The 16,923-nt window shown below is 70.1% G+C and carries 15 protein-coding genes; 12 read left to right on the top strand and 3 right to left on the bottom strand.

What is annotated here, in order from left to right; genetic code table 11:
• Positions 1-81: 81 nt before the first annotated feature.
• Positions 82-768, bottom strand: coding sequence for a metal-dependent transcriptional regulator (locus ACFQV6_RS00660; RefSeq protein ID WP_378025755.1), 687 nt, complete (start codon positions 766-768; stop codon positions 82-84).
• Between the two features lie 150 nt (positions 769-918).
• On the opposite strand from ACFQV6_RS00660, the gene ACFQV6_RS00665 reads away from it, so the two are divergent.
• Both ACFQV6_RS00665 and ACFQV6_RS00670 read left to right on the top strand, forming a co-directional pair.
• Complete coding sequence (locus ACFQV6_RS00665; RefSeq protein WP_378025282.1) at positions 919-2,100, top strand: acetoin utilization protein AcuC; 1,182 nt, start codon at positions 919-921, stop codon at positions 2,098-2,100.
• Between the two features lie 9 nt (positions 2,101-2,109).
• The gene (locus ACFQV6_RS00670) at positions 2,110-4,665 is read left to right on the top strand and encodes a GNAT family N-acetyltransferase (protein WP_378025283.1); all 2,556 of its coding nucleotides are present in this window, start codon (positions 2,110-2,112) and stop codon (positions 4,663-4,665) included.
• Positions 4,666-4,680: 15 nt separating this feature from the next.
• Here ACFQV6_RS00670 and sigB read toward each other — a convergent pair whose 3' ends face one another.
• Positions 4,681-5,634 carry an RNA polymerase sigma factor SigB gene (gene sigB, locus ACFQV6_RS00675; protein ID WP_378025756.1) on the bottom strand — a complete coding sequence of 318 codons (954 nt, stop codon included), beginning with the start codon at positions 5,632-5,634 and terminating at the stop codon, positions 4,681-4,683.
• Positions 5,635-5,904: 270 nt separating this feature from the next.
• Between sigB and ACFQV6_RS00680 the strand changes: the two genes are divergently transcribed.
• On the top strand, positions 5,905-6,690 hold the full coding sequence (locus ACFQV6_RS00680; protein ID WP_378025284.1) for a sporulation protein: 786 nt from the start codon (positions 5,905-5,907) through the stop codon (positions 6,688-6,690).
• Positions 6,691-6,696: 6 nt separating this feature from the next.
• Here the strand turns inward: ACFQV6_RS00680 and dtd are convergent, their stop codons facing one another.
• Positions 6,697-7,119 (bottom strand): D-aminoacyl-tRNA deacylase, encoded by a 423-nt coding sequence (gene dtd / locus ACFQV6_RS00685; RefSeq protein ID WP_378025285.1) that lies wholly within the window; start codon positions 7,117-7,119, stop codon positions 6,697-6,699.
• Positions 7,120-7,394: 275 nt separating this feature from the next.
• On the opposite strand from dtd, the gene ACFQV6_RS00690 reads away from it, so the two are divergent.
• The 9 genes from ACFQV6_RS00690 to ACFQV6_RS00730 are packed head-to-tail and all read left to right on the top strand — an operon-like array spanning position 7,395 to position 16,897.
• Positions 7,395-9,335, top strand: a complete 1,941-nt coding sequence (locus tag ACFQV6_RS00690) for a methyl-accepting chemotaxis protein (RefSeq protein ID WP_378025286.1) — start codon at positions 7,395-7,397, stop codon at positions 9,333-9,335.
• A 23-nt stretch (positions 9,336-9,358) separates the two neighbouring features.
• Positions 9,359-10,918 carry a chemotaxis protein CheW gene (locus ACFQV6_RS00695; RefSeq protein ID WP_378025287.1) on the top strand — a complete coding sequence of 520 codons (1,560 nt, stop codon included), beginning with the start codon at positions 9,359-9,361 and terminating at the stop codon, positions 10,916-10,918.
• Positions 10,919-10,930: 12 nt separating this feature from the next.
• A complete protein-coding gene (cheB, locus tag ACFQV6_RS00700) occupies positions 10,931-11,998 on the top strand; it encodes a chemotaxis-specific protein-glutamate methyltransferase CheB (RefSeq protein WP_378025288.1) in 1,068 nt (355 codons plus the stop codon).
• 21 nt (positions 11,999-12,019) lie between these two features.
• Positions 12,020-12,643 carry a HEAT repeat domain-containing protein gene (locus tag ACFQV6_RS00705; protein WP_378025289.1) on the top strand — a complete coding sequence of 208 codons (624 nt, stop codon included), beginning with the start codon at positions 12,020-12,022 and terminating at the stop codon, positions 12,641-12,643.
• Positions 12,643-13,509 (top strand): CheR family methyltransferase, encoded by an 867-nt coding sequence (locus ACFQV6_RS00710; protein ID WP_378025290.1) that lies wholly within the window; start codon positions 12,643-12,645, stop codon positions 13,507-13,509. The genes ACFQV6_RS00705 and ACFQV6_RS00710 overlap by 1 nt, the downstream gene beginning before the upstream one ends.
• Positions 13,509-13,910, top strand: coding sequence for a response regulator (locus ACFQV6_RS00715; protein ID WP_378025291.1), 402 nt, complete (start codon positions 13,509-13,511; stop codon positions 13,908-13,910). The genes ACFQV6_RS00710 and ACFQV6_RS00715 overlap by 1 nt, the downstream gene beginning before the upstream one ends.
• Positions 13,907-16,273, top strand: coding sequence for a chemotaxis protein CheA (locus ACFQV6_RS00720; RefSeq protein ID WP_378025292.1), 2,367 nt, complete (start codon positions 13,907-13,909; stop codon positions 16,271-16,273). The genes ACFQV6_RS00715 and ACFQV6_RS00720 overlap by 4 nt, the downstream gene beginning before the upstream one ends.
• Complete coding sequence (locus ACFQV6_RS00725) at positions 16,254-16,529, top strand: hypothetical protein (protein ID WP_378025293.1); 276 nt, start codon at positions 16,254-16,256, stop codon at positions 16,527-16,529. The genes ACFQV6_RS00720 and ACFQV6_RS00725 overlap by 20 nt, the downstream gene beginning before the upstream one ends.
• Positions 16,526-16,897 (top strand): response regulator, encoded by a 372-nt coding sequence (locus tag ACFQV6_RS00730; protein WP_364221702.1) that lies wholly within the window; start codon positions 16,526-16,528, stop codon positions 16,895-16,897. The genes ACFQV6_RS00725 and ACFQV6_RS00730 overlap by 4 nt, the downstream gene beginning before the upstream one ends.
• Positions 16,898-16,923 lie beyond the last annotated feature (26 nt).

Here is a 16,923-nt window from a genome sequence, read left to right on the forward strand (position 1 = left end):
GCACTCACGCCCAGCCGGACCAGTTGTGTGCGAGCCGGCTGTCGTCCGGGGACGGCCGAAGCAAACCGAAGCCGAACCCCGCTAGCGCGCCGCCACGAACACCCGCGACGCCACCTCACGCGGCAGCCGAATCTTGTCCCCGGACCGGTCTATGGTCACACCATCCCGCTCCTGAGCCACCGTAACCGTGGTCCCCGGGTCGATCCCCGCCGCGTGCAACTGCCGCAGAACATCCGCATTGGTCTGAACGCTCTCACAGATCCGCCGAACCACGACGTCCCCCGACAACCCGGGAAACGCGAGGTTCCGCTCGCCCTGGCTGAGGGCCTCCGCGGTCTCGTCCGGCGCACCCAGCTGTTCCAAACCGGGGATCGGGTTCCCGTACGGCGAGCGGGTCGGCTTGTTCAGCAGCTCGTACACCCGCTTCTCCACCGCGTCGCTCATCACGTGCTCCCACCGGCAGGCCTCTTCGTGGGCCTCCTCGTAGGGCATCCCGATGACGTTGACGAGCAGCAGCTCGGCGAGACGGTGCTTGCGCATGACACCGACCGCGGCGTGGCGGCCCTGGTCGGTGAGGACCAGGTGGCGGTCGCCCTCGACGGTGAGGAGCCCGTCGCGCTCCATCCGCGCGACGGTCTGGCTGACCGTGGGACCGCTCTGGTGCAGGCGCTCGGCGATCCGGGCGCGGAGGGCTGGAATGCCCTCTTCTTCCAACTCGAGGATGGTCTTCAGATACATCTCGGTGGTATCGACGAGATCGTTCACGATGCGGTCCTCCCAGCAGCGATAATACCGCGTGGCGGGGGGTTGACATCCGCCCCGAGCAAGTGCCAAGAGACCCTACCCGAAGCCGAAACGCATGTGCTAACGACACGGTGGCCTCACCCTGCCGAAGGATGTGCGTGGCAGCATGTCGGCATGGCGGACGAAACGACGGCGGTCGTGTGGGACAGCGCGCTGCTCGACTATGACATGGGGGACCATCCGCTGAACCCAGTTCGGGTGGAGCTCACCATGGCGCTGGCCCGCGAACTCGGCGTTCTGGACCGTCCGCACGTCCAGATGATCACCCCGCGGCCCGCGAGTGACATCGATCTCACCAGGGTGCATCGTCCCGACTATCTGGACGCCGTGCGGCTCGCGCCGATCGATCCGTTCTTCACCGGCTGGGGTCTGAACACCGCTGACAATCCCGTCTTCGAGGGCATGCACGACTCCTCGGCGCGGATCTGCGGTGCGACTCTGGCGGCCACGCGGGCGGTCTGGCACGGCTCGGCGCGGCGGGCGGTGAACATCGCGGGCGGGCTGCATCACGCGATGCCGGCGCGGGCCTCCGGCTTCTGTGTCTACAACGATCCGGCCGTGGCGATCGCCTGGATGCTGGAGCAGGGCGCGCAGCGGGTGGCCTACATCGACATCGACGTGCACCACGGTGACGGTGTGCAGGCCGCCTTCTACAACGATCCGCGGGTGCTCACCGTGAGCCTGCACGAGACGCCTCTGGCGCTCTTCCCGGGCACCGGGTTCGCCGACGAGGTGGGCGGGCCGGATGCCGAGGGCACGGCGGTCAACGTGCCGCTGCCGCCGAGCACCGGCGACGCCGGCTGGCTGCGGGCTTTCCACGCGGTGGTGCCGTCGGTGGTCCGCAGCTTCGCCCCGGAGATCATTTTCAGCCAGTGCGGGGCTGACGGTCACCGGCTCGATCCGCTCGCCGACATGCAGTTGTCGGTGGACGGGCAGCGGGCCGCCTACATCGCGATCCGTGCGCTCGCCGACGAGGTCTGCGACGGCCGGTGGGTGGCGACCGGCGGCGGGGGGTACGCGCTCGTCGAAGTCGTGCCACGGGCGTGGACGCACCTGCTCGCCGTGGCCACCGGCGAGCCGCTGGCCCCGGAGACCCGTACGCCTCCAGCCTGGCGCGCCCTGGCCGCTGAGCGCCGCCCCGGCACCGAGATCCCGGAGACGATGACCGATGGCACTCCACCCGAGGTCCAGCAGTGGGCACCCGGCAACACCGACGCCGTCGACCGCGCGATCCTCGCCACCCGCACGGCGGTGTTCCCGTTGATCGGCCTCGATCCGCACGACCCGCGGGACTAGGGGCCACCGGTGGAACGCAGCGCAGACGTCCTGCTCGCCGACGGGTCCGCCGCGCACCTGCGGCAGATCCGTCCCGAGGACGCGCCGGCCATCGTGGACTTCCACTCGCGGATGAGCGACCGGACCCGCTACCTGCGGTACTTCTCGCCGTACCCGCGGATCCCGGAGCGGGACCTGCGGCGTTTCGTCAACGTCGACCACAGTGACCGGGAGGCGTTCGTCACCGTCGCCGACGGCCGGATCACCTCGGTCGGCCGGTACGAGCGGCTCGGCCCGGGGTCCGCGGAGGCCGAGGTCGCCTTCGTGGTGGAGGACGCGCTCCAGGGCCGGGGCATCGGCTCGGTGCTGCTGGAGCATCTGGCCGAGGCCGCCCGCGAGCACGGCATCACCCGGTTCGTCGCCGAGGTGCTGCCGGAGAACGGCGGCATGCTGCGTGTCTTCGGCGACTCCGGCTATCAGGTCCAGCGGCGGTACGCGGACGGCGTCGTCCACCTGAGCTTCCCGATCGCGCCGACGGAGAAGTCCCGTGAGGTGCAGGAGTCCCGCGAGCACCTGACCGAGGCCCGGTCGATCGCCCGTCTGCTGGCACCGCGCGGCATCGCCATCTACGGTGCGAGCGCGACCGGCCACGGCATCGGTGCGGCAATGCTCGGCAACCTGCGCGACGGCGGTTTCACGGGTGCGGTGGTGCCGGTGCATCCGACTGCGGAGAAGGTGGCCGGGCTTCCCGCGTACCGGAGTGCCTCGCAAGCCGGTGTCCCGATCGACCTGGCCCTGATCGCCGTGCCCGCGGAGGCTGTCTCGGAGGCCGGCGCGGACGCGGCCCGGGCCGGTGCTGGTGGTGTGGTGGTGGTCTCGGCGGGCTTCGCCGAGACCGGCGTGGAGGGCGCCTCCGAACAGCGCGGCCTGATCGAGCGCGCGCGTGCGGCGGGCTTGCGGGTGGTCGGGCCGAGCAGCTTCGGTCTCGCCAACACCGACCCCGCGGTCCGCCTGAACGCCACCATGTCGCCCCGCCTGCCGACAGCGGGCCGGGTGGGCTTTTTCAGTCAGAGTGGGGCACTCGGTGTGGCGTTGCTGGCCGAGGCCGACCGCCGTGGCCTGGGCCTGTCCAGTTTCGTCTCGGCCGGCAACCGGGCCGACGTCTCCGGCAACGACCTGCTGCAGTACTGGCAGGACGACCCCGGCACCGACGTCGTGCTGCTCTATCTGGAGACGTTCGGCAACCCGCGCAAGTTCGCCCGGCTGGCCCGCCGGATGAGCCGGATCAAGCCGGTGGCGGCGGTCGCGTCGGCCACCCGGCCGCCGGGCCTGGCCGGGAACCTGCCCGGTCCGGACGCCAACGCGGTGACCGCCCTGTTCGCCCGTTCCGGCGTCATCCGCGTGGACACCGTTCAAGAACTCTTCGACGTGGGCATGCTGCTCGCACACCAGCCGCTGCCGGCCGGGCGCCGGGTGGCCGTCGTGGGCAACTCGTCGGCCCTGGCCGAGCTGGCCGTCGTCGCCTGCCACGCCGCCGGGCTGATCGTGGCCGAGGGTTATCCGCACGACGCCGGTCCCGGTGCGACAGCGCACGACCTCGCCGACGCGCTGGCTGACGCCGCTGTCGACGAGCGGGTGGACGCGCTGGTCGCGGTCTGCGCGCCGCCGGTGCCGGGCCAGCTCTCCGACGAGGATGCCGACTTCGCCGCGGCCCTGGCCAGCGTGGCCCTGGCGGGGGAGAAGCCGACAGTGGCCACGCTCGTGTTCGGGACGGTTCCGCAGCGGGTTCCGGTCTATCCGTCGGTCGAGGAGTCGGTGCGGGCCCTGGCCCGCGTGATCACCTACGCCGAGTGGCTGCGCCGCCCGCCGGGTGTTCTGCCCGAGTTGCCGGGGGTGGACGTGCCGGCGGCGGAGGCAGCGGTCGCGGCGGAGGACGCCGAGGGGCTGCTGACCGCCTACGGCATCTCGGTGGTGCCGTCGACCCTCGCGATCACCGAGGACGGCGCGGTCGCTGCGGCGGCTGAGCTGGGCTATCCGGTCGCGCTCAAGGCGGCGGGCGGTGGGTTGCGCCATCGGATCGACCTCGGCGCCGTGCGCCTCGCGCTTTCCGACAAGCAGGGGGTACGCGACGCGTACCGTGAATTGTCCTCCGCCTTCGGCCCGGACGTCCTCGTGCAGACGATGGTCGCGCCCGGTGTGGCCTGTGTCGTCGAGCTCGTGGAGGATCCGGCTTTCGGCCCGGTTGTCGGGTTCGGGCTGGGCGGCGTGGCCAGCGAGCTTCTCGGCGACCTGGGCTGGCGTGCCGCGCCGTTGACCGATCGGGCTGCTGACGCCCTCGTCGACGAGCCGCGGGCGGCTCCGCTCCTGCACGGTTACCGCGGCTCGACCCCCGTTGACCGAGCCGCGCTGACCGACCTGCTGCTGCGGGTGGGCCGGCTGGCGGACGAGCACCCCCGGGTCCGGTCGCTGACCCTCAACCCGGTCCTGGCCCGCCCCGGCGGCATCTCCGTCCTGCACGCGGTCGTCGAGTTCGGCGATGCCGGTGTCCGCCCGGACACCGGCCCGCGAAGGCTACGCAGCGCCTGAGCGCTGCCGGCCGCGTCAGACGGCGTACGCCTCGAGGCGGGAGGCCCGCTCCGGGTCGCGCAGCTTCAGCATGGTGACCTTCTCGATCTGGCGGATGCGCTCGCGGCTCAGGCCGAACTCGCGGCCCACCTCGTCGAGCGTGCGCTGCCGGCCGTCGTCCAGGCCGAAGCGCAGCCGGATCACCGCCGACTCCCGCTCGGAGAGCGTGGACAGGACGATCTCGACCTCGCTGCGGAGCTCGCCCTGGCCGACGGTCTCACCGGGCTGGTTCGGCCCGGCCGCCGCGACGAAGTCACCGAGGGCGCTCTCACCGTCCTCGCCGACCGCCTGGTCCAGGCTGACGGGCTCCCGGTCGTACGAGATCAGCTCGATGACCTGGAACTCCGGAACGTCCATCGCCTTGGCGATCTCGGCGATGCTGGGCTCCCGGCCGAGCGACGCGGCCAGGTCGCGCCGGCTGCGCACCATGCGGTTGACCTGCTCGACCATGTGCACCGGGATGCGGATGGTGCGGGCCTGGTCGGCCATGGCGCGGGTGATGGCCTGCCGGATCCACCAGGTGGCGTACGTCGAGAACTTGTAGCCCTTGGTGTAGTCGAACTTCTCGACGGCGCGGATCAGGCCGAGGTTGCCCTCCTGGATCAGGTCCAGGAACGCCATGCCGCGTCCGGTGTAGCGCTTGGCGATGCTCACCACGAGGCGCAGGTTCGCCTCGAGCAGGTGATTCTTCGCGGCCCTACCTTCGGCGACGATGATGTGGAGCAGAGGCGCCAGGTCGGCGGGTGCGGTGGGAAGCTTCTCGTCCGCGTAAAGCCCGGCCTCGATGCGCTTGGACAGCGTCACCTCCTCCACGGCGGTGAGCAGCCGGGTGCGGCCGATGCCGTTGAGGTAGGCGCGGACCAGATCGGCGGATACGCCGCGCTCGTCGGTCGCGTCCAGGTCGGCAAGTGCCTCGACTTCGTCGGTCATGATGGTCTCGACGACCTTGGACTCCGACGCCTTCATCTCCAGGACCACTTTGAGTCCCCTCCCCGCGATAACGTCTCGTGCGTACCAGCCGCATCCGTGCCGGTGAGGGCTAGCTTGGTCTGCGGCGCGTTAAGCGGAGGTGAGGCCAGCGTCCAGGTGGCATGAATCGGGGAGAACCCTGACGTCGTCAAACCGACAACCCGGGCGTTCACCCTTCGCACCCGGTTGTCACGCCCCGATAATGTGCATGCCCCGAGGAAAGGGATGGTCGTGGTCTTCAAACGCATGATGCAGGCGTTCGGTGTTGGTGGTCCTTCGGTCGACACGGTGCTGGCCAACCCCAACACGTACCCTGGTGGGGTCCTGGAGGGTCAGGTCCACGTGGTCGGCGGTGACCATGCCGTCGACGTCGAATACCTGGCGATCGGCCTGATCACCCGGGTCGAGGTGGAGAGCGGCGACAGCGAGTACCAGACGAACCAGGAGTTCCACCGGCAGCGGCTCACCGGTTCCTTCCGGCTGGAGCCGGGCGTCCGCCACGACGTGCCGTTCCGGTTCGAGGTGCCCTGGCAGACGCCCATCACCGAGCTGTACGGGCAGCGGCTTCACGGCATGACGATGGGCCTGACCACCGAGCTCGAGGTGGCCCGCGCTGTCGACAAGTCCGACCTGGACGCGGTCGCGGTGCACCCGCTACCGGCTCAGGAGCGGATCCTGGAGGCTCTGCTGCGCCTCGGTTTCCGGTTCAGCAAGGCGGACGTCGAGAAGGGCCGGGTGTACGGGGTCGAGCAGCACCTCCCGTTCTACCAGGAGATCGAGTTCTACCCGCCGCCGGCTTTCGCGCGCGGCATCAACCAGCTCGAACTGACCTTCCTGCCGACACCGCAGAAGCTCCAGGTGATCCTGGAGCTGGACAAGCGGGGTGGCGTGTTCACCGAGGGCCGTGACGCGTTCGGCAGCTTCGACGTCGACTACGCCACCGTGGACCAGGTCGACTGGGCCGGCCGGCTGGACCAGTGGCTGCGGCAGTCCGCCCAGCGGCGCGGTCTGTTCTAGGCGTTCCTAGATTTCCAGCAGGACCGTGCGCGGTCCGACATTGACGCTTTCGACGAGCATGTGGGCCCGGAAGCGGCCGGTTGACACGGTCGCTCCCCGGGCCCGCAGTGCGTTCACGAGTTCGGTGACGAGCGGTTCCGCGACCTCGGCGGGCGCCGCCGCGTTCCAGGTGGGCCGGCGCCCCTTGCGCGCGTCGCCGTAGAGAGTGAACTGGCTGACGACAAGCACCGGCGCGGCCTCGTCCGAGGCCGACCGGTCTCCGTCCAGAATGCGCAACTCCCACGTCTTGCGGGCGAGTTCAGCCGCTTTCGCCGGGGTGTCGTCGTGGGTCACGCCGACCAGGACCAGCAGGCCGTCCCTGATCTCCCCGACGGTCTCCCCGCCGACGGTCACGTTCGCCCGGCTGACCGTCTGTACCAGTGCGCGCATCAGGCTCCCTCGGTTGCTCCGCCCCGGACGTTAGCCGACCCGCGCGGTGCTGCCGGGAGCGGTGTTCACGGTGGGAATGGCCGCCCTTTTGCCGCCCATTGGTATCGCTGAATATCTCCTCGTCGCCGCTCGGGCCGATGCCAGGATTTGCCTGGTCGAAGGGGGCCGCCGACCACTGAACTCCGGCACTGAAGCCGAGGACGTGCTCCCGATCGCGGTGACCTGTTCCGCACCCGCGTGCGCCGGATCGACCGGACTCAGATGGGAGACCACCCATGCCCCTCACCAGCACTACCAACGGGCGTGCCACCGACAGTCCCCGAGCGGCCCGCCCGGCCGCTCCGGCCGCGGCGGCTCGCCCGGCCAAGGGCGGCGACTCCGACGCCACCCGGCGCCAGGCGCGATCCGTGGCCAAGCAGCAGCAGGCGGCTGAGCGCATCGCCACCGCCACCACGGAGATCTCCGCGCAGAACGCCGAGGCCGCCGAGGCGTCCCGGCAGCTCTCGGAGTCGATGCAGCAGATCTCGGCAGGCGCGGAGGAAGCCTCCGGCGCCACCCAGCAGAGCCTCGCCGCGATGAATCAGGTCGAGGAGCGGGTCGGCCGTCAGGGACAGACCACCCGGCAGGTGGCGGATCTGAGTCAGACGCTGCAGGGCCTGCTGAACGAGACCCGCAACGGCATCAGCACGCTGCTCGCCAACGTCGACAGCGCGTCGGCCCGGCAGACCGGCTCGGTGGTCACCATCATCGAGCTGGAGAAGCAGGCCGACGAGATCGGCGAGATCGTCAAGACGGTCGCGCACATCGCCGACCAGACCAACCTGCTGGCGCTGAACGCCGCGATCGAGGCGGCCCGGGCGCGCCAGCACGGCAAGGGCTTCGCCGTGGTCGCCGACGAGGTGCGCACGCTCGCCGAGACCAGCGAGCGCAGTGCCCGGCAGATCCGGGACCTGATCGACGAGGTGCGCAGCAGCGTCACCGAGATCGCCGGGGCGGTGCAGACGTCCGCGGAGATGGCCAGGGGCGAGGTGGAGAAGGGCAATATCATCACCTCGCAGCTGGAGACCATCCGCGCCGACATGGGCACCATCATGGCGGGCGCGGTGGAGATGGCAGCCTCGGCGGAGCAGAGCAAGGGCGCCGCGGCCAACGCCAAGCTGAGGTCCGAGGAGATCTCGGCGGCTGCCGAGCAGCAGTCCGCCGCGTGCGAGCAGTCGTTGCAGACGGTCGCGCAGCAGACCCAGGCGCTGCGGCAGAGCGATCAGGCCGCCGAGGCGCTGGCCGAGGTCTCCGAGACGCTGCGGAGCAGCACCGACATCGCCAAGAGCGCCGAGGAGGTCGCCTCCGCCGCGGAGGAGCTCTCCGCCGCGGTGGAGGAGATCAACCGGGCGGCGACCCAGATCAACGTCGCCATCACCGAGATCAACAGCGGGGCGCGGACGGCGGCCGAGAAGGGTCAGCAGACCTCGGAGGCGGTCAGCCAGATCGAGCAGGGCGCTCAGATGTCGTCCAACCGGGGCGGAGCGGCGGTGGAGCGGGCCGACGTGATCCTGGAGCTGCTCGCCACCAACAAGCAGGCGGTCGACTCGATGATCAACGCAATCGGCACGGCCGCGCGGGACGGTATCGAGAACGTCCGCAAGGTGACCGAGCTGGAGCAGATCTCCCGGCGGATCGACAAGATCGTGGACGCCATCGCGAACGTCTCGATCCAGACCAACATGCTCGCGGTCAACGGCTCGGTCGAGTCGGCCCGGGCCGGCGAGTTCGGCAAGGGCTTCGCCGTGGTCTCCACCGACATCCGCAACCTGGCCCGCGACTCCGCCGACAACGCCGACCGGATCAAGGACCTGGTCAAGTCGGTGCAGGACCGGATCATCCAGGTACGCGCCGATCTGGAGGAGACCAGCCGGATGTCGCTCGCCGAGGTGGAGGCGGCGAAGGCCACCACCGCCCGGCTCGAGGAGATCGAGCGCGACATGCAGCAGGTCCGCGGCGGCAACGAGGAGGTCCGGGATTCGGCGCAGCAGATCGTGAGCGTGCTCGCCGAGGTCAAGATCGGGCTGGAACAGATCGCGTCGTCCGCCAACCAGGCCGAGCAACTCGCCGGGCAGGCCTCGACCGCGGCCCGGGAGCAGGCGCAGGGCGCCGAGGAGCTCGCCGCCGCGGTGGAGGAGATCGCCGCGCTCGCCGACGAACTCCAGAACGCCGCCTGACCGGCGGGAAGGGGAGGACACCCATGGACGTCGACGAGAATTCGGCCGCGGACGAGCCGAAAGAGGACAACACCGATTACGTCACCTTCGACATGGCGGGGGAGCGGTACGCGTTCCCGATGCGCCGGGTCCAGGAGATCATCCGGATGCCCACGGTGGTGAAGGTCCCGTTGGGGCCCTCGTCGATGGAGGGCCTGGCCAACCTGCGCGGCCGGGTATTGCCCGTGGTGAGCCTGCGCCGCTGCTGCGCCATGGATCAGACCGGGCACGACGAGACCACCCGGGTGATCGTGGTCGACGGCGGAGTGCCGCTCGGTTTCGTGGTGGACCGGGTGTCGAGTGTGATCAGCATCGACCCGGCGGCGCTGGAGTCGGCCGACTCGGTGCAGGCCACGGTCCGCTCCGACGTCCTGGTCGGGGTGATCAAGTCCGGTGAGGGCGAGATGACCACCGTGCTGGACGTGGACCGGCTGATCGGGAGCCAGTTCGCCCGCCTCTCCGACGGGCGGACCGGCCGGGACAACTCGGCGGTGGCCCGGGTCTCGGGCGAGGCCGACGTGGACGGCGAGTCCGACGACACGCTCGAACTGGTCAGCTTCGCGGTCGAGGGGCAGGAGTACGCGCTACCCATCGACCAGGTGCAGGAGATCGTGCAGGCACCCGAGTCGGTCAGCCACGTGCCGAACGCCGGCAGCCGGGTCCTCGGCGTGATCGACCTGCGCGGCCGGCTGTTGCCCGTGGTGAGCATGCGGCGGGTCTTCGGCCTGCCGGTCACGCCGCTCGAGCCGCAGAACCGGATCGTCGTCGTCTCGATCGACGGTGGCGTGGTGGGCGTGGTGATGGACACGGTGCGCGAGGTGCTCCGGGTGCCGCACCAGCTGGTGGCGCCCCTGCCGAGCGTCGTCGCGGGCGACGGGCGCAAGAGCGAGGTCGAGTCGGTCTGCCGTCTGGAGGACGGTAAACGGCTGGTGTCCGTGCTCAGCGTCAGCCGGATGTTCGACTCGCCGGAGGTGCGCGACGAGATCGCCGACTACCAGGGGGACCAGCGGGAGATGACCGGAGACCGGACCGCGACGGACGACGACGGGCGCGGCGACGAGGAGCTGTTTGTGGTCTTCCGCCTCGACGACGAGGAGTACGCCGTCGACGTCGACGCGGTGCAGGAGATCATCCGGGTGCCGGAGGCGCTGATCCGGGTGCCCAAGTCCTTCGATTTCGTCGAGGGCCTGGTCAACCTGCGCGGCACGGTACTGCCGGTGGTGGACCTGCGGACCCGGCTGGGTCTGGGGCGCACCGAGCGGGACGAGCGGCAGCGCATCGTCGTGCTGATCATCGGCGGCGTGCGCACCGGCTTCATCGTGGACTCGGTCGCCGAGGTGGCCCGAGTAGGCCGCAACGTGCTGGAGCCCGCACCGGAGCTCTCCGCGGAGCAGGCCCGCGTGGTGTCGCGGGTGGCGAACCTGCCCGACCAGCAGCGGATGCTCCTGCTCGTGCAGGTTGATCAACTGCTGGCGGCCGGCCAGGTCGATCAGGCGGTCGAGCTGTGCGAGGCCCTCGTCGACGAGACCCTCGTCGCCGTCTGATCGGAGCTGCCCGTGCCCCCCACATCAGTGTTGGTGGTCGACGACTCGGCGCTGATGCGCCGTGCGCTGAAGAGCATCCTCGCCGAAGCCGGCGATTTCGACGTGCACACCGCCCGCAACGGGGTGGACGCGCTGGAACAACTGGGCCGGGTCAAGCCCGACGTGGTGACGCTCGACATCAACATGCCGGAGATGGACGGGCTCACCTGCCTCACCCGGATCATGGAGGAGCACCCGACTCCGGTGGTCATGGTCTCCTCGCTGACCGAGCACAACGCCCTGGTCACGCTGGAGGCCCTGGAGTTGGGTGCGGTGGACTACGTGCCCAAACCGGGCGGCACCGTCTCGCTGAACATCGACGAGGTCTCCGCCGACTTGGTGAGCAAGGTGCGGGCGGCCGCGGCGGCACGGCTCAAGCGGGCCGGCGGGCTGACCGCCCGGCTGCGGGCGCAGACCCGGAAGGCGGTCGAGACGGCCCCGCCACGACGGGAGATCGGCCAGGTCGGCGCCGTCGACCTGGTCCTGATCGGATCTTCGACCGGCGGGCCGGCGCTGCTGTCCGACCTGCTCCCGCAACTGCCGGCGAGCTTCGGCGCGCCGGTCGTGGTGGCGCAGCACATCCCGGCCTCGTTCACCGCCGCCCTGGCCCGCCGGCTCGACGAGCTGTGTCAGCTGCGGGTCCACGAGGTCGACCGGATCATGACCCTGCAGCGCGGCCACATCTACATCGGCCGGGGCAACGCCGACGTGGTGGTGGCCCGGCGCACCGACAACCTGATCGTCAAGAGTGTGCCGTCCGCCGCCGAGTACCGCTGGCACCCGAGCGTGGACCGGCTCGCCGGCTCGGCCCGCCGCTACGTCGACGCCCAGCGGATGGTGTGCGCCCTGCTGACCGGAATGGGTGACGACGGCGCAACCGAGATGGCCGCGATCAAGGAGGGCGGTGGCCGCACCATCGCCGAGTCCGAGGACACGGCGGTGGTCTGGGGCATGCCCGGCGAGTTGGCCCGGCGCGGCGGGGCCACGGCGGTGCTGCCCTCGTACGAGATCGCCGAACGGCTTACCGACTGGGTTCGCTGACGTCCAAGAAGGGTGATCATCATGGGACTCGTCCGCAAGCAGGCATCGCAGCAGCCCGAGGAGGTGCTGCCGGAGAAGCCGTCGGCCGAGACGATGCTGGGGCAACTCGACGACCCGGAGCCGGACTGCCGCCGGGAGGCGGCGCTGGGTCTGGACGGTGTCGCCGAGGCGGTACCCGGCCTGCTGGCGCGCGTCGCGGCCGAGACCGAGACGAACGTACGCGACGCCGTGCTCACCACACTCTCGGCGCACGACACCGAACAGGTGGCGGGCGCTCTCGCCGTGCATCTGGCCAGTGACGACGCGGCGCTGCGGACGGCCGTTGCCGAGGCGCTGGCCACCATGCCCAAGTCTGTCCCGGCCCTGATCCCCAGCCTGCTGGCCGCCCCCGACCACGACGTGCGGGTGATGACCGCGATGGTCCTCGCCGACCTGGCGCACCCGGAGGCGCAGGTCTGGGTCACCCGGATGATCGCCGAGGACCCGCATCCGAACGTGGTGACCGCCGCGATCGACGCACTGCTCCCGGCCGCTACCGCCGAACACATCCCGGTACTGGAGGCTGCCGTGCAACGGTTTCCGGACGACCCGTTCCTCCGTTTCACCGTGCAGGCGGCACTGCCCCGTCTGGCCGGGATGGCGTAATGGCGACCGCCACCGGCGCCGGCCTGACCGACGCGGACTTCGCCCGGTTCACCGAGTACTTCTACAAGCGCACGGGCATCCACTTCGCGACGTCCAAGCGGTACTTCGTGGACAAGCGGATCGAGACCTGCATCCGCAACTCCGAGTTCGACACCTTCGCGAGCTGGTTCGCGGCGCTGCGGATGAGCGACAAGCAGGCCATGCTTCAGGACCTGATCAACCAGCTCACCGTCAACGAGACTTACTTCCTGCGCGAGGACTACCAGTTCGACGCCATGCTCAGCACGGTGCTCCCGAACGTGCTGAAGGCCCGCGGCGGGGTGAGCCGGATCGTCGGCCCGGTGAAGATCCTCTCGCTGCCGTGCTCGACCGGTGAGGAGCCGTACTCGATCGCGCTGCGCCTGCTGGAGGAGTGGGACCAGATCGACCACGTCGATGTGGAGATCCACGGCGCCGACATCGACAGCGACGTGCTCGACAAGGCCTCGCACGCCAGTTACGGCGAGCGGTCCGTGCAGCGGGTGCCGAAGGCGTGGATGAACAAGTACTTCACCTCGGTCGGTGGCGGGCGTTACCAGGTCGACGACGGCATCCGCAGCGCCGTCACCCTGCACAAGATGAACGTCTGCGACACGGCCGCCATGCGGGCGTTCCGCGACTTCGACGTCGTCTTCTGCCGCAACGTGCTGATCTACTTCGACGAGCTGTCCAGCCGCCGGGCCGCCGAGAACCTGTACGGCGCGATGCGCCCCGGCGGCTACCTCTTCCTCGGCCACTCCGAGTCGATGAGCCGGATCTCGCCGATCTTCACGCCGACCCGCCTGCCGGAGGGCCTCGTCTACCAGCGACCGACCGGAGCCAAGTGATGACCTCGGACAGTGCGACCAAACCACGGGTGCTCGTCGTCGACGACGCCGCCACCGTGCGGCTCTACCACACGAGCCTGCTCTCCGAGGCGGGCTTCGAGGTGGCCGAGGCGGCGAACGGCCTGGAAGCCGTGGAAGCCGCCCTTATCACCGCCTTCGACCTGTTCGTGGTGGACGTCAACATGCCGAAGATGAACGGCTACACCTGCGTGGAGACGCTGCGGTCGGAGACGGTCGGCACCGCCGCGCCGGTGCTGATGATCAGTACCGAGGACCGGCCCGGCGACGCCGACCGGGCCTACGAGGCGGGGGCCAACCTCTACCTCGTCAAACCGGTGGCGGGAGACCGGCTGGTCCGGATCGCCACGATGTTGACGACAGGTAAGGACGAGCAGGCATGAATCCACTGCTCGCTCAGTTCCTCGCGGAGGCCAACGACCTGCTCGCCCAGGTCGACGAGGGGCTGCTCCAACTGGAACGCGAACCCGGCGACCCGGAGCTCGTCAACGAGGTGTTCCGCGCGGCGCACACCTTCAAGGGCTCGTCCGGCCTCTTCGACTTCCCCGAGCTGACCCGGCTCACCCACGCGGCCGAGGACCTGCTGGACGCCGTACGCGGCGGGCGGCTCGCACTCGACTCGACGATGGCCGACGATTTGCTCGCCTCGTTCGACCTGATCCGCGGCTGGCTCGCCCACGTCACCTCGCACGAGCGGCTCCCCGCGAGCGCCGGCAACGACGCGGCCGGCCTGATCACCAAGCTGCGCGGACCGCTCGGCGGTGAGGCGGTGAGTGTCACCCAGACCGCCGCCGGCCCGGTGCAGACGATCGACGTCGCACCCGAGTGGCTCGCCTGGTTCGACGCCGAATGGCTGACCGAGACCGCGACCTGGCTCTGCACCACCTCGTCGACGCTGCGCTTCGTCCGGTACACCCCCGACTCGGACTGTTTCTTCCGGGCCGAGGACCCGGTGCACCTGATCCGTCAGGTGCCCGGCCTGGACCGACTCGGCGTGGTGCAGCCCGAGCAGTGGCCGGCACCGGACGAGTACGACGAATACGTGTGCCTGCTCTCCTTCGTGCTGGCCACCCGCGCCGCGGTCGGTGAGCTGGAATTCCTCTTCCGGTACGTCCCGGACCAGATCCAGATCGTGGAGCTGGACTCCGACGCGATCACCCGGCACCTCAGCGGCGAACCCCCGCTGCGGATCGAGGAGCAGATCACCGTCGCCGTGACTGAGGTGCTCGACTCCGCCGTCGCGGCCGACGCCCGGGCGGTTCTCAGCGCGGCACGCCGCACTCTGGACATCACCGAGGGCGAGGGCACCCCGTTGCGCTCGGTGGCGAACACCGTGGTCATGGCGGCGCAGGCACTGGGCGTACCCATCGATCTTGCCGACGCGGACCGCCCGGCGGTGCAGGCGGCTGTGGAACGTCTCCTCGCCCAGGCGGCGCCGGAGGCGGTGGGTCCTCTCACCCCGGCCGCGACAGCGATCCCCGCAGCGGCCACCGCGCCTCCCGCTGCGGCACCGGCCGAGATGAGCGGCCGGGCCGACGACCCGGGCGGCCAGGTCGGCACCCGGGTGCTCAAGGTCGACCAGGAGAAGGTGGACCGGCTGATGGAGCTGGTCGGCGAGCTGAACGTGGCGAAGAACGGGCTGACCTTCCTGGCCGACGAGGCCGAGGAAGAGTTCGGCAGCCGGGTCTTCAGCCGGCGGATCAAGGATCAGTACGCCGGCATGCACCGGATCGCCGAGGAGCTCCAGGCCGCGGTGATGGACGTACGGATGCTCCCGCTCTCGGTGGCGTTCGGTCGTTTCCCCAGGCTGGTCCGCGACCTCAGCCGGCGGCTCGAGAAGACCATCGAGCTGGTCACCGAGGGCGAGGACACGATGGCCGACAAGGACGTCATCGAGGCACTCGGCGACCCGCTGGTCCACCTGGTACGCAACAGCCTGGACCACGGCATCGAACCACCCGCGGAGCGGCTGGCGGCCGGCAAGCCCGCCGCGGCGCGGCTGACCCTGGCGGCCGTGGCGGACGGTGACGCGGTCATCGTCGAGGTCTCTGACGACGGGCGCGGCGTCGACCCGGACCGGGTGAAGCGCAAGGCGTACGAGAAGGGCTTGATCTCCGAGGAGGAGCTGGAGACGCTTTCCGACACCGAGGCCGTCGACCTGGTGTTCCGTGCCGGTTTCTCCACCGCCGACCAGGTTTCGGATCTCTCCGGCCGGGGAGTCGGGATGGACGCGGTCCGGGCCAGCGTGGAGAAGCTCGGTGGCTCGGTGACGATGCGCTCGAAGTTCGGCCAGGGCACCACGACACGGTTGCGGCTGCCGCTGTCGATGGCCGTTACGCAGGTGATGGTCGTCAGCGTCGCCGGGCAGCGCTTCGGCATCCCGGTCGACCTGGTCGTGGAGACGGTACGCGTACCCGCCGCCGAGATGGGCCACGTGCTCCACCAGGAGGTGGTGGTGATGCGCGGCGAAGTGGTGCCGGTCATCGACCTGGCCCGGGCCCTGGACATGCCGTGGGACCCCGAGCCGGCCGCCGACCGGGCGATCCTGGTCGTCAACGTGAACGGCCAGCGGGTCGGCCTGCTGGTCTCGCAGTTCCACCGTGAGGTCGACGTGATCCTGAAGCCGATGGAGGGCCTGCTCGCCTACGCGGACGAGTTCTCCGGTACCGCCCTGCTCGGTGACGGCCTGGTCCTGCTGGTGCTCAACATGAAGGAGGTGCTCGGTCTTGCCGCTCGAGTTGCATGACGACAGCGCCACGCTCGTGGGCGTGGTGACGGTGGACGAGGTCGAGCAGCTGGTGGGCTGGTTGCGGGCCGCGCGCAAGCCGAAGGTGAGCCTGCGGCGATGCAACCATCTGCACACCGGCGCGCTCCAGGCCCTGCTTCTTTTCCGCCCGAAGATATCTTCAGCACCGAATGACGCCTTCCTGGCGGCTCAGGTGCTGCCGCTGCTAAACGGAAGCAGCGGCCTTGCCAGCCGACAAGGAAGCGAACCTCCATGACCACTGTGATGCTCGTTGACGACTCCGCCACCATGCTGATGAGCCTGAAGTCGATCCTCACCAAGGCCGGTTACGCGGTGGAGACCGCCGGCCACGGCAAGGAGGCGCTCGACAAGCTCGGCAAGGGCGTCAAGCCGAACCTGATCATCAGCGACGTGAACATGCCGCAGATGGACGGGATCACCTTCGCCCGCGAGGCCCGCAAGGCCCCCGGCATGCGGTTCACCCCGATCCTGATGCTGACCACCGAGTCGGAGCAGACCAAGCGCACCGAGGCCAAGAACGCGGGTGCCACCGGCTGGCTCGTCAAGCCGGTCGGACCCGACCAGCTGCTCGGCGTCATCAAGCAGGTTCTGCCCGGCGCCTGACCGGCCAGCTCGCTCGAATCGGAGGT

The sequence above is a fragment of the Actinoplanes sp. GCM10030250 genome (assembly GCF_042666575.1).
GTDB lineage: Bacteria > Actinomycetota > Actinomycetes > Mycobacteriales > Micromonosporaceae > Actinoplanes.

Excerpts from the sequence above, each read along its gene's own strand:
- ACFQV6_RS00665 (WP_378025282.1), top strand. The coding sequence starts at position 919 with ATGGCGGACGAAACGACGGCGGTCGTGTGGGACAGCGCGCTGCTCGAC.
- sigB (WP_378025756.1), bottom strand. The coding sequence starts at position 5,634 with ATGACCGACGAAGTCGAGGCACTTGCCGACCTGGACGCGACCGACGAG.
- dtd (WP_378025285.1), bottom strand. The coding sequence starts at position 7,119 with ATGCGCGCACTGGTACAGACGGTCAGCCGGGCGAACGTGACCGTCGGC.
- ACFQV6_RS00690 (WP_378025286.1), top strand. The coding sequence starts at position 7,395 with ATGCCCCTCACCAGCACTACCAACGGGCGTGCCACCGACAGTCCCCGA.
- ACFQV6_RS00695 (WP_378025287.1), top strand. The coding sequence starts at position 9,359 with ATGGACGTCGACGAGAATTCGGCCGCGGACGAGCCGAAAGAGGACAAC.
- ACFQV6_RS00705 (WP_378025289.1), top strand. The coding sequence starts at position 12,020 with ATGGGACTCGTCCGCAAGCAGGCATCGCAGCAGCCCGAGGAGGTGCTG.
- ACFQV6_RS00710 (WP_378025290.1), top strand. The coding sequence starts at position 12,643 with ATGGCGACCGCCACCGGCGCCGGCCTGACCGACGCGGACTTCGCCCGG.
- ACFQV6_RS00715 (WP_378025291.1), top strand. The coding sequence starts at position 13,509 with ATGACCTCGGACAGTGCGACCAAACCACGGGTGCTCGTCGTCGACGAC.
- ACFQV6_RS00720 (WP_378025292.1), top strand. The coding sequence starts at position 13,907 with ATGAATCCACTGCTCGCTCAGTTCCTCGCGGAGGCCAACGACCTGCTC.
- ACFQV6_RS00730 (WP_364221702.1), top strand. The coding sequence starts at position 16,526 with ATGACCACTGTGATGCTCGTTGACGACTCCGCCACCATGCTGATGAGC.